Source organism: Ginsengibacter sp. (genome assembly GCF_057362405.1).
The window spans coordinates 1-13586 of record NZ_JBMQQG010000012.1; the positions used below are offsets into that span (position 1 = coordinate 1).

Consider the following 13586-nt stretch of genomic DNA (forward strand, 5'->3'; position numbering starts at 1 on the left):
TGAAGAAGTGGTAGATAACGATGGTGAGCATGGCGGCACAGAAGCGGCTGGCAAAGCGGCTTTGAAAAAAGGATACCATAAAATAAAGGTTGCTTATTTTGATGCTGGTGGTGGCAACGAGTTGAAAGTTTCCTGGCAAAATAGTAAAGGAAATAAAGAAACGATTCCTGCGAATGTTTTGTTTCACTGATTCTTAATAATCATTTATTTTTCATACCAAAAACAAGCCCACGCATAATTTACAGACCCACCAAACCAGTTCCATGACTCCATATCAAAACGTAAAGATTTTTTAAATGGGATTGCATCCAAATTGCGTTCACGCGAATTAACCGTTGTGCCTCCTTTATCGCTTAGGTTTGCATTGCCTATGGGCTGTGAATTAAAAATATGATTAAACGTTTCAGGATGACCCCATGCATACCCGTAATAATCTTCTGAACCTGTTCCAAAATCATCCGGAAATTTGCTGCCATCAATGTATATTTTCTCGTCTCCCTCTCCCCACCAGCCTCCAACAGACTTATTCACCTGCAAAATATCGCCTGCATATACTCCTGCCCTGTTTTCCAAATCGATATAATTAAAATCCGTGCCTTGTTGCGCCACCGTCATATAATTTTCCATCTGCTTAAACATGGCGTGAAAGTACATGGAGTTATTATCCCATTTCCAGTCCCCGGACGAAACCTTTATAAATCCATTTATAGGTTCACTTCCTTTGTTTAGAACACGAATAATGGCGCTATGGTGATAAGGCATTACCCAATAATTCGCCATCGTTCCATCCGTATCTACTTTGCTGTACCAGTTAGCAGACTCAACAAGCTGATCTCCGCACCCAAAGAAAAAACCTGCCGGAACATTCACCGTTAATTTACCATCAAATTCAATCTGAAAAACGAGGTTGCTAACTGCGTTGCCCAGCCTGTTTCCTTGTAACGATAAAAATATGCTCCTGACAGAGCCCGTTCCCTGCAAGTTTAAAGATTTTGTAGCTCCCCGGGTTAAATTAAACAGAGTTGTTTTTGTTGATTTTTCACCAACAACAACTGCAGTTTTTGCTGACTCTGCCATAAAATTACTAAAAACTTCATTTGTCGAATGCAACAGGGCTGCACACCTGAGCGGAGTTTGGGCCGAAAAGCTGGTAACGTTTACATCACTGTTGTATATCCTGTAATCGATATTATACCAAAACCCACTATCGGCCTGGCCGGGGGCTTGGTCATACGTCACCTTTATATGATGCTTAAAAGGAATAGGCGCATATAAATTATGACCAGGCTGAGCCCCCGGATTAATTGCCAGGTAATCCTGATCAACAGATCTTTGTGATAATGGTGCCCCGATTTCCGCATTTTGACCGATAAGCGCTCCAGTGTGATCAGCCTCCCAAAACGGGGTACGCTGTCCGTCTATATAGAATCTTAAGTGAGCCTTTTTATTCGGATGGCCTGCTACCCAGAAACGAGTAATGACACCCGGACCCTCCGCGTCCATTAAAACATATTCCTCGAGGCAGTTGTTGTGCTCTTTTCGGACATAATTATCCCAGTCCTTATTAGCAAACCATCCAGGTTGGTTCTCAGCTATCGAACTCCGGTCGTAACTGCTTACATGATGCAATGTCCATGATCCGGCTGGATATTCAGCCAGGTCCGCCCTGTTAAGCATTTCGCCAAGTAAATACCTGAAATCGATTACCTGGTGTTTGGGATTGACCCTATTTTGAGCTTTTATTATAAACGGGTTGAAGCATATTCCAATAAACACAGCAAATAAGAATTTAATTACGCTCATATTTTCGGCTTATTTTTCTTTTTGCAGGATCTGTTATTTACCGGAATTTACTATTATTAAATATCCCTTTTTGCCCGGGATCTGCAGCAGATCCAAAGTATTTAACTGCATGGCGGGTTGGTAGCCTTCTATCTCCGGTATAAAAAAGCTACAAGATGACTCGTTATACCCCAACTTTTGAAAGTTTATATCCAATGAACATTTTTGGCCGGTACTGCCAAAATTTGCTACTGAAATAATCGATTGTTTGGCACCTTTATAGACTGTCACCCTGATGGAATCATTATCAACAGTTACCGGGTTATCATCATCCCAATACCCGATCATTTTTTTGTCTTTAATATCATATTCATCCCAGAAATGCCAGATATGATCAGGGGAGTTACCAATCCAACCTCCACGGTTTGTCATGCCGTATACCATTCCCCGCCATGGATTACCGCCATCCTGCAGCATCTGGCTGGGTATGCCGAAAGGAATGCCGGAAATTTCTGTCAGCCAGTAATCTGGCGGTGTATCATAATTCCTGGCTTCCCCGATCCATAACTGATCAATATAAGGAAATAAGTCCATGTAGAGGTTCAGGCAACTTGCCCACCCGGCGTATTCATTGAAATGATTCCAGCTATGCATATCGATATTTGCGTCTTCCCGGTTATTATCCAAAATCTTTCTTACACGCCGGATAGTAATGCGATCCATTGAACAATCATCAATGTAAATTCCGTCTATATTCAGGTGATGTACCATCCAGTCTAAGCCTGACACATAAAAATTATTCAACCTGCTATCCGGAGTTGTAATTACAGACAGGTCTTGCCTGCCGGCATATTTTCCCTCCGAAAAATGAGATACCCACGCCGGAATATATTTTCTTCCACGAAGGTTTTCCCTCAACCACGGATCCGGGCCATCGGGATCAGTCACTGTTTTTGCCGCAATACCCGGACCCGGGTAGATTATTTCACCGTTCAGGCTCAAAAAAGGCCATAACTCAGGCAGGTTGATCGTTAGTTCACGTGTGGTGTAGTATACTTTTACCCGCTTATGATCCTGGTGACCATCTGCTATGGCACTTTTTAAGCTTGTTATGTTGTCATCAGAGTAAGGATAATTGATATAAGGATAGATGTCGTTTCCCTGGTGCACGTTGACGATATTTGCGCCTAATGAATCAGCGACCTTTAGAAACTCCTGGCTCGAATTCTTGCTCGACTGGTAATACCGGGCCCCAAACTGTACTGATTTATTGATCGTTTTGAATGGGGTAATCAGTAATTCAAAATCATAATGTTGTTCTTCGCCGGCTTTCATGCTTCGGCGGCCGGAGTAAGCGTTTACCACCACATCATTGTTTTGTTCAGCTACGGTAACGCCACCTTTTCCTTCATTTCCCCACGAAGTTGGAAGATTAAGTTTTCCAAAAGCGTAATATACATTTACAAGGGGCGCTACATAATTTTCCGCTTTCCACTTCATTCTCAGTCCACCGTTCACGGCTCCCAGCCACAATGCATCCTGGTTTTTAGTAGTGTCCCATGTCCAATCCCACGCGGCGGGTCGCAATCCGCCCGGCCGGTTCAATCCCATCATGTAAACAGCTTTATTTTTATCCATGTTCACCTCCATGCGGATATCTTTTATTGACAGTGCTTTTTTTGCTTTCACCCTCAGCTGGTAATTCACAAATCCATCGTACTCCAGCCTGCCGCTGCAAATAACATTACAGTTTACCGATGTGCTGGTAGTTGTCCAGGTAATAGATGACGGCGATTGGGCTGTAAATTGCGTTTTGCCGGGTTGTAGCCGGATGACGGACCCGTCAGTCTCTTCGATAATAAAATGAAAAGGGGCATCAATGACCGGTTGGCCGTTTTTCCCAATGGCCTGGTTGCACGCGGTAAAATAGCTCGTTATTTTAGCTGGCAATCCGTCTTTACCTATTTCCATCGTACGTCCTAAAATTTTCATAACATTCCCTTCCCGTTGAATAGCCGTATAACCCTTTGTAATATTGTTATTGATTCCATCTGCAGAATTAAGCCATGCTAGACGAGACAATCTTCTTCCTTCGTCAAATCTACGATCTGCCAATACTCTACCATTTACCTCTAGCTGAATTTTTATGGTGCCCGAAACACCGTTGGCCGCAATAGTAACGGCGCCTTCATATTTCCCTTTTGCAGACTTAGGTAAATTTATTCCCATCCATAATGCCTGTACCTGCCCCAAGGGGAGATTAATTTGCTTGGTAAATGGATGTCCCTGGTAGTTCACCCCGCCTTTATTGAAACACGTAATTTCCTTAGAAGAGATGGTTTGCCCTTGATCATTTTCCAGGTTGGAAAAGCGGATTTGTACATCATTCATATCATTTCCAATTGGCCAGATGCCCAGCTGAAAGACAAAATATTCCCCTGGCTGCGCATGCAAAATAAACGGGCGTGAACGATAATCATTTTCGAGCCAGCTTACCTGTAGAGAGTCAGACCAACGAATAGGTAATTCTCTTACCTCCGGAAAAACAATAAAATCTTTTCCCTTTAAAAAGTCGTCGTATTGCTTTATGGCAGACTGAGTAGAAATATAATTACTTGGAGTTAGCTGTGCATCCGTATTTATACATACAATAAACAATAGTGAAAAACAAAGAATTTTCATACAAATTTTACTTTTTTAGAAATTAGGGTTAAACATTCATATTTCAACCAGGGAGGCGTTCTATTCATGCAATCCTGGTAATATTTATTAGAAGATTTTCGTTTTATTCATTTGAAATCCGATTCATTTGCTTCTTATTGCTGCTCGCTGCCCGGAATGACCTGCCCGGCTTTTAACTGCTGTTCCCGTTGATCAATGGATGAAAGCGACATCAGCCTTTCTTTTATCTTTTCGCGATGCCGAATGCTGTTACTTTTCTCGCCCGGCCGGCTATACCAATAGGTTATCATTGAATAGGACAACAAATCATAAGAATGCCTGATATCTACACCAGGAGAAGCTTCCATGTCAAACCTGAGTTCATCTTCAAAAGGGATAGCATCCAACATTCTGTTCCTCACGCAAATATTATAGCCCCTCGGGTTATCCGTGTTCCCATTGCGCACGTTCGACCCAAAGGGTAAGGAAAAAGTATCTTTTCCACTGGGCACAAGGCCACCGGCCCATCCATAGTAATCTTCAGTACCGGTACCAAATAGGGAAGGGAAGTGATGCTGCAGATCCGCTTTGCCCGTATAAATCTTTTCATCCCCTTCACCCCACCATCCTTTGCTGGGTGAAAGAACTGTCAGCGCATCCCCGGCTATTAATCCCTTACCGGTTATATGAACAAAATTCAAATCAGAAAATTTATTGCCTGGTAAAGCTCCGTAATTGCGCCAGGTCGCATGAAAATACGTAGATCGGTTATCCCATTTCCAGGGGATTGTTTGAACGCTCCATTTAAATCGCACCGAATGGCCCGAATAATTTACCAATTGAATTTCAGCATGAGACCGGTAAGGCATAACCCAACTGGAAATCATCATGTTTCCGTTTTTGACCCCGATAAATTTTGTCTGGAAATTGTTGATCTGATCCGGACTGCAAAAGAAATCACCTAGAGGACACCATACTTTATCATGTCCATCGAAACTTATCTTCAATAATATATTGCGGAGTTCACCCCACACAAGAGGCGTATCTAACTTGATTTGAATATCGCGAATGGCGCGGTTTCCAGGCGGAAGCGAAATCTCCGTTGAATCTTTTGGCTGTAGCGTTGTTGGTTTACCCGGCACGATCCTTCCGGTTACCTTTGGAGGCCGCAGGAGGGCGGCAGCTGTCTTATTCATAACATATTTTGCCTGCTCCAGTTCATTCATGGAAAATGATTGCACTTTTGAACCTGATGGATATGCCCGGTAACTAATGCAATAGTAAAACGGCTTTTCATCGAGCGTCACCTTGCAACTTTTTGAAAATGGGATCGGCAAATACATGAGTCCTGCGCGGGTGGTGAGATTAGCAAAAGGAGGGCTAACAAAGGACTGTCCGGTAAGCAGTTTGATGAAGTTCTCGGTCAAGGCCGGTTGCTCCTTCCCGTCAATATAAATACGGATGGCTGGCCCCTCATGATTTTCCAGGCTGTAGTAAAAGTAAGGTGTCCACATACGCGTTATGCAGCCCGGGCCTTCATGCTCCATAATTACATATTCTTTTCTGCCATCTGTTGTACCTTCCCTGATATATCCTGTGCCGTCGCCATCTGCAAACCATCCCGGCTTATCGGGACTAACAGATGCTCGGTTATAACTACTTGCCTGTAGTGTTCGGTAGACCGGGTCGGGAAAACGGGCCAGCTGCGCATCTTGGGTCATTTCAAATAATAGCGACTTAAAGCAAACCGGTTGATGCTGGGCTTTGGCTTGAAATTCAAGCACGCCTGGCAGGCAAAATAGCAGGCAAATTATTTTTCTCATTTTTTAGCTATTTGCTAAAGGTTCACTTCATCCGGTGATACCCCTAATAATCGCTTTGCGACTTGGTTTAATTCGTTCTTGTTCCCCTGAAAATGGAAGATGTACTGGGTATGGGTCAGGGATTGGTTTTTCCGTAGGGCAATTGCCGGCGAGGAAGTTTCCATTTCGTAAAAAGTACCCAACTGGCTGCCCAGGTCATTAGGCCCGTCATTATAAGAATTAACCACATCTCCTTTGTAAGGAAATTGCTGGTGTTCCCAGGTAGAATTAACATAATCACTGTCGCCCTTATAATCAAATTTAATGATCGTCAGAACGTTTCCCGACGCGTCGTAATCACCTAAAAGGTCTTTAACTATGGAAGGAGGAACACCGATCTTGCTCCTGTATTTTGCATCTGTTTTAAAAAATAAAACGCTGTCTTTTTTAACAAGCCTTTCTGCCGGAACTTTTCCAAAATAAGTGCTGTTTATTTTTGAGGCGCCGCCGTTCCTGAAAGGAATCATTACCGTGTTTTGCGGGGATGCCTTTAACATACTGGACAACCAAATAGAAAGCACACCCTGTGGTTTAAGCCAGGCGTTTTCGCCGGCATTGGTAATCGTGTTCGTCGTTTGATATCCTACCCAGTTGACGCCTGATATCGGGGTATTCAATACGGCTACCGCTTCACTGGCAGACAGTAGCTTAATCCGGCGGTCTACTCTTACCTGGAACACAGTTCCCGCATAATTTTCAATGTCAAATGACCGGGTAAAGGAGGCGGTGGTGGAATCTTTTTTTACCAGGTCAAAACCAGCCGTATCAATAATTGCAGGGGTCTGCCAATGCTTCAAATCAAAAGGATCTCCTGGTTTGAAGAACAAAGCATATTGCCCACCTTCGGGTCCCATCCAGAAACGTTCTTCACCGCCGTAGGCATTAATATGCGGCATATATTTCCCGGAATTTATTAATGCGTAGTTAATCCATCCAAAACTATAGCCCGTATCTCCCTCACAAGTGCTGGTCATCACGCGGGCCTGGTAGCCGGGCGCAATCAATACCTTTGAATTTCCCTTTGCCAATTCTACAATTGCCTGGTGCTTCTCCAGAAAATGCCGATCGTCCCCGTATGCATTGCCTGCACTGTCACGGCCTGATATTTCATGCTGCTGTTTTACAATCTTTGAATGACAGGAAGCGATTATAAGAACGGTAATTAATAATAAGGCCGTATTTTTTCTCATAAAATATATTATTTATTTAAATGTTGGACCCTATGGGGCCTCGGATATGCAGATTTAAGTGTTGCCAATTTCATTTTTTGAACAGCATGGCAAAAATTGCTTGAAAAAGTCGTGGATGTGTTTGAACCCTGGCATTTTCACCATCATGATAACCGATCAGTCTTAATAAACATAATCCCGACAAAACTAGCGCTACATAAGCAACTGAAGCATTCCATGTGCAAATCTGTTTCCAAGTTTCAGCATTCCATCTGCATCGAAATGAGCCGGTCCTCCAACTCCATTCCGGGAGAGATCCGTCGTTTTAATAAGTAGACTATTGGGATCTCTTTGACAAACTTCTGTTTGATGTTTCCGTACAATATCACCATATGCCCAGTTGTTACTATTGACCTCACCAATAACAAAAGGAAGGTCTTTTACGCCGAGATCATTACGTACACTTCTTATAAAAAGAGTAAGTAATTTTCCATAATCATTTGCCATTTTCATGCTGATTCCAGCCTCGTGCTCCCCTTCCATCCAAATAAAACCGCTGATTTCGTAATTCTTACCCATGCCTCTCAAGGAAGCAAGCGCTGCATGAATATTATCCATCAGGTTTTCATAGAGTATTCCAGGATTCTTATTATTAGTCGGAGGGTGCCAGTTTCTCCCCTTATCATCAAAGCCTTTCAGAGCAGGAATATAATCACGATAATCACTACTACAGGCTATACCAGTTGCTCCTACTGCATATTTAATAATAGCAATCCTCTCATCGGGCAACGCTTCTGAAAGCGTCTTTCCAAACCCTATCTCAGGACCAAAGCAACTATCTTTAAAGGGTTTCTTATCTGAAATATCAGAAACACCCATCTGTAATTTGATCCAAAGATTTGCAAATCCTTGCCTTGCATTGCTTCCTGGCCAGAAAAGAATTCCTGATTGCTTATGGAATGTCTCCCGGAAATCCTTCCCCCCTCCATGAAATTCATTGATATTATTATATCCAACAGCATTTGACTGGCCCGCCAGTATAAACACTTTTACTTTACAGCTTTCCTGAACAGATACTCTTTGTTCTAATATAAAATCTTTCTGATTATTCGGAATAATTCTTCCAAGCAATGCTTTTGAAGATTTAATGGTATAGGTTGGTGTTAACTTTTGTGAAAAAGCTATCAGAGAAAGACAAATTACAAAAGAAAGAAAAAATATCTTTTTAAGCATGGAGATGAATTATTGTTATGATATACCAACTACTGAATACGCGTGATTTTTAATCCTCTATTCCACCACCAGCCAGGCATTTCCTTCCGCCGGTATTTTTACTGTTACTTCCACAGAATAATCTCTGTCCAATTTGTATATTTTCGACTTACTTTCTTCTACCTTGATTTTAGCAATAGTTGTTAATCCTGTATAATACAAGGGTAGTTTAATTCTTCTTGTGACAGGCTTATCCAATGGATTGTACAGCATGACAAATCCTTTTTCTTTTAGCAGAGGATTTACGTGCATAATCCCATCCCAATCTCTGCCATCAGGTCGGCGCAGATGAATGATATCTGAATTTAAAATCTTTCGATGCTCCTTATACCATTGCACTACTCCTTTAACCATAGCTTCTGTTTCCGGGGTGTCATATAATCGCGACCCTCTGTAGGCGGCTTGCACGCCACTACCAAAATTTTGAATCAGATGTGTTCTGTAAACATCCAAATGTTGATGCAAAGGTTCAATGGTAGCCCCGGCACCACCACCATGATATTGTACTAACGGTACAAACATCCATCCCATACTTGGTGTTTTTTCCCAGGTACCATCATAGATATTTTGTCGTTCAATAATGATCTGTTGGGCTCTGGGCAATGACCAGTCAGTTTCGCGGTAGCCCATTGCTATTTTACTGGTGCCGTTCAGAAAATACCAATCCGGCGCATTTACATAAATATCTTTCCCCCGCAGCATACGATAAAAAGAAGCACTTAGCCACCACTGTTTCCATTGTGAATCATACATGTTTTCATGCCCTGGATGTAAAGAAGATGCACAAATATCGCCGGGATAAGGCCCATCGTGTTCCAACAAATCAAAACCAGTTTTGGTAATAAATGTTTTTAATTTTTGCAGATAGGCAAGCCCCCATTCACTTCCCAGGCATGGCGCGTTTCCGAAAATAGCTCCGCCTGGTTTTCCTGTTTCCGGATTAATTACATCATCTTTCGCATCAATACTTCTGCTGGAAAAAAGTGAATATCCACCCATCTCAACTCCTTTGCTATGTGCATAATCTACCAGTGCCTTTATTTTTTGAATATTAGCTTCAGAAGTATCTTCCATATTCAATCCGCTGCCAAAACTTAGAATGATCATTTCAAAACCTGTTGCGGCACATTGGTTGATTGCTTCTTTTACTTTTTTTGGATCAGTTGTCGTGAGATGAAGAAAAATGGGATTTTCAGATGTCCACGGGGCGAGAATGCGATACATTTTACGCTCTGCCAGGCCGCAGCGTTCCTTTTCGTAGCTGTCATACATCATTTCGTAAGTATAAAATGCATCAAATTTTTGCTGAGGTTGTAAACGATAACCCGGGCCAATGGGGGGCTTGCTTTCCAATAAACAGGGTGTTTGTAAATTATAATTTACCTGCGAAGTGTATAATGAATCAGGAAGCCAGTAAGTGGTATGATCGGCATATTTAGAGGTCATATCTCCAAAAGAATAATCACTTTGCACATTGATATGCGGAGTGGTTAAATGGCCATCGCCTCCAACCACAGATTCTTCTTCCACTACTGAAAGTATTTCATTTTTAAAAGTATTTATCCGGATATCTTTATCACTATTATTTTCCACGCTTATCCATTTACCCATCAACGGAATATTATCATACATTTCATAATGCACTTCTACTTTAATGCCTTCCAAATTCCTACCGGGAGCCGCAAAATAAAATATAATCTCTTTCCCTTTTGGCGGCCATTGCTTATCTAATGCCCAACGCTTGGGGTTCCACGTAAACCGTTGTTGAATATTCTGTATTCTGAAATCAATTAATTGAAAAGCATTCGGATCGGGAGTAAATTTTTCAAGCCAGTTATATTGCATATAGCCATATTCAAACTGTCCTCTAACACCGCCGATATTATATGGTTTGCCATCAAATTCAATTTGCGCTTCCGGCTGGATTGCTCTTATAATTTCTTTAGGCGTCATCAGGTTGCGAAAACTAAAGCAGGCAAAATAAGGCTGCATTCTGAATTCACGGCTAATTAATCCATTTGTTACGATTAAATCTTTCCCGTTTCTACTTTTAAATATTGAGGTAGTTGCATTAATATTTCCTAATAACCAATCGCCTTTTGCAGACTTCATTTCATTCAAAGAATAAGAAGTGAGACGATTCAGTTTTTCTTGAATAATATTTTGAGAGACAGAGGCAAAATATAAAAAGAGAGATACAAAGAAAAGTAATACTTTTTTCATTAATTTGATATATGAGATTAGAATAAAAACCCTGCTTATTATTATGTTTATAGCTTAAATCATATGCTCCTCATGCTCATTTGAATCAAATCTTTTATCTTTAATAAATAATCATCCTTCTCTACAAGCTTCACAAAAGCGCTTCTGGGGGCATTATAGGGTTTCGTCTTTTACAAATTCTTCAATACCTTTTAGCCCTTTTAAGCATTTTAAAAAAAAATCTTCCTGATGGTTTCACCTCATATAATTTCCATGTATTTTCATCAATTTCCTCTAAATGAATTCGCGACACCGGCATTTTCCCAGGTACGAATTGCTTGAAATATTTCATATTTTTGGCAGCACGGCTCCACTGATGATTGCGAAAGATTCATCATGTATGTTACTCCCACTCCTACAGAAATGGCTTAAAGGTTTTCCCATTCCTGTGCAGTAGAATTTGGATACAACGGTTCTGTAATTCCAAAAGTAGAAGGGAAAAAGTTGAAGAACACATATTTCTTATAGCCTTTCCTTCAATTACCCATTTTCTGTTTTTAATCAAATACAATATTTTTTCCACCGCCTACATTCAATACCCTCTGATAATTCCATCCTCCTTCGGATAATATTGCTCCCATCACTCTTTGATAGGGAATGCCAAGTTTTGCTGATTGTGCAAAAAATCTTCTGAAAAATCTTTTGAAAGCATAAAAATGCTTTAAACAAACGATACAGTTTGCATAATCCTTGACAATTATTGAATAAAAGTTGGTTAGCAATAGTTTTTAACCCATACAACCTTATAAGTGATATCGAATCAAACTTGAATTATCATCCAAAAGTTTTATTATTGTAGAGGATCAAAATTACCACCCCAGGTATTATTTTGCTGAATATTGCTATTGCGGTCTAAAATTGATTTAGGTATACCAAAGAACGAATATTTGTCTTCATCCAGCATTACTACCGGATTGTAATCCTGCATAACTGTCGCTGTAAACTGATTCCAGATAGTATTAATATCAGTTAGACCTGAAGGCCTTGATACCGTTGTCCCATTCCATTCAATTCTTAACCCATGCAGGTAATGATCCTTCAAATTATTGAGGGTTGACGAGTAGATGCGCCATCTGCGCAAATCCCAGAATCTCAGGCCTTCAAAAGCAAACTCAACAAACCTCTCATCCATTATAGCTTGCCTGACCTCCGGAACCGATGAAGCTGTAATACCGTATTTTCCATCAAGGCCCGCATCAATGCCGGCCCTTTGCCGGATTTTGTAAAGAGCAGAAAGAGCCTCCCCTGTGTTGCCAATTTCATTAGCAGCCTCTGCCATATTCATCAGCACTTCTGCATACCTGATTTCAATCCAGTCAACCTGGCCATCTTCTACATTATCCCATGTTATGTTCTCGTCCATCATCTTAGCAGGATAAAATCCTGAATTCGAATATAAATTCGAAGCATCCCTTCCGAATTTCGAATCGTTATCTGCTCGTGATTCTTTTCCATTAATACCAGTTGAAGGATCACCATCACCATCATAGAAATAAGTCCACATGTTTTCATTCCCGAACATTGGAACTATGTAAGGAGCAGCTCCATTATACGCAATTGAAGCATAAAAACGCTGATCCCTGTTTTGATAGAACTTTCTATAATCCATGGTACCTGGATCATATTTAGAACCATCTTTCATGGGATAGGCGTTAACCAATTCAAGCGAAGGAACATTTCCCCCTACAGCATCTCTTGAATAAACAAGGGGGCGCATGGCTGCCTGCGAATATCCGTCCGTGTAATCCGGATATTGGTGCATTTTTACCATAATGACTTCCTCGTTCATTTTTTTAGTCCATATATCTTTATAATTGGCGAGCAATCCTTTACCCATAGAATTTAAAAAATCCAGGGCTGATTTATTAGCGTTATATGCATCGGTCCAACGCGAAACATCATTATTTCGGTTGAACTGGGGACTGGCCCAATACAAAAGCACCCTGCCCTTGAATGACATCGCAACACACTTATCAATACGTCCGGCACTACTCATATCTTCTACCAATGGAATGGCATCATTAAGATCCTTGATAATCTGAGCAATACATTCGGTGGTTTTATTGCGGGGAACAAAAACAGAATCGGTGATTGCCTGTGGTTTTAAAATTAAAGGCACCCCCCCATAGGCTTTAACCATTCTAAAATAGGTCCAGGCCCGCCAGAATAAAGCCTGGCCCTTTAACGAATTTTTTGTAGCCACATCAAACGTTGCATTGTCTATACCTGCAAGGAAAATGTTAATGTTCCTGATAATATCGTAGGGCCAATCACCGTAGGTATCAGCGGTTAAAGTGCCCTTAAGGTAATCGGTAAGTCCCCCATTGTAATCTGTATTGGCCCCCATTGTTTCTTCTGTATAGCGGGGAACCACAAAATTATCAGGCATCAGGTTCGCGTACATATCATTTACATAAGCCTCCGCCACGCTAGGATTCGACCAGAGCTCATCACTGCTTATCGCCGCTAAATTCTTTTTATCAAGGGGCTTGCTGCATCCTACAATAAACAGCAGCATTAATACACTACCCGCTAATATTAATCTCTTTATTGCTTTCATTTTTTTGTTTTTATAAAA

The 13586-nt window shown here is 41.2% G+C and carries 8 protein-coding genes; 1 reads left to right on the plus strand and 7 read right to left on the minus strand.

Annotated features, from left to right (window positions below):
- Positions 1 to 190, plus strand: a 190-nt coding sequence (locus tag ACO1O5_RS00835) for a PA14 domain-containing protein (RefSeq protein WP_486267518.1), incomplete at its 5' end; no start/stop codon positions are given.
- A gap of 14 nt (positions 191 to 204) precedes the next feature.
- Here ACO1O5_RS00835 and ACO1O5_RS00840 read toward each other — a convergent pair.
- From ACO1O5_RS00840 to ACO1O5_RS00870, 7 genes are all read right to left on the minus strand, one after another.
- Positions 205 to 1803 (minus strand): glycoside hydrolase family 172 protein, encoded by a 1599-nt coding sequence (locus ACO1O5_RS00840; RefSeq protein ID WP_486267520.1) that lies wholly within the window; start codon positions 1801 to 1803, stop codon positions 205 to 207.
- Positions 1804 to 1836: 33 nt separating this feature from the next.
- Positions 1837 to 4464: a glycoside hydrolase domain-containing protein gene (locus tag ACO1O5_RS00845; protein WP_486267522.1), complete on the minus strand. Its 2628-nt coding sequence runs from the start codon at positions 4462 to 4464 to the stop codon at positions 1837 to 1839.
- Between the two features lie 134 nt (positions 4465 to 4598).
- Entirely contained in the window at positions 4599 to 6266 is a 1668-nt protein-coding gene (locus ACO1O5_RS00850; RefSeq protein WP_486267524.1) for a glycoside hydrolase family 172 protein, read from the minus strand.
- Positions 6267 to 6280: 14 nt separating this feature from the next.
- Positions 6281 to 7495, minus strand: coding sequence for a DUF6786 family protein (locus tag ACO1O5_RS00855; protein ID WP_486267526.1), 1215 nt, complete (start codon positions 7493 to 7495; stop codon positions 6281 to 6283).
- Between the two features lie 192 nt (positions 7496 to 7687).
- The gene (locus ACO1O5_RS00860) at positions 7688 to 8707 is read right to left on the minus strand and encodes a sialate O-acetylesterase (protein ID WP_486267528.1); all 1020 of its coding nucleotides are present in this window, start codon (positions 8705 to 8707) and stop codon (positions 7688 to 7690) included.
- Between the two features lie 57 nt (positions 8708 to 8764).
- A complete protein-coding gene (locus ACO1O5_RS00865; protein WP_486267530.1) occupies positions 8765 to 10969 on the minus strand; it encodes an alpha-galactosidase in 2205 nt (734 codons plus the stop codon).
- A gap of 829 nt (positions 10970 to 11798) precedes the next feature.
- Positions 11799 to 13568, minus strand: coding sequence for a RagB/SusD family nutrient uptake outer membrane protein (locus ACO1O5_RS00870; RefSeq protein WP_486267533.1), 1770 nt, complete (start codon positions 13566 to 13568; stop codon positions 11799 to 11801).
- Positions 13569 to 13586 lie beyond the last annotated feature (18 nt).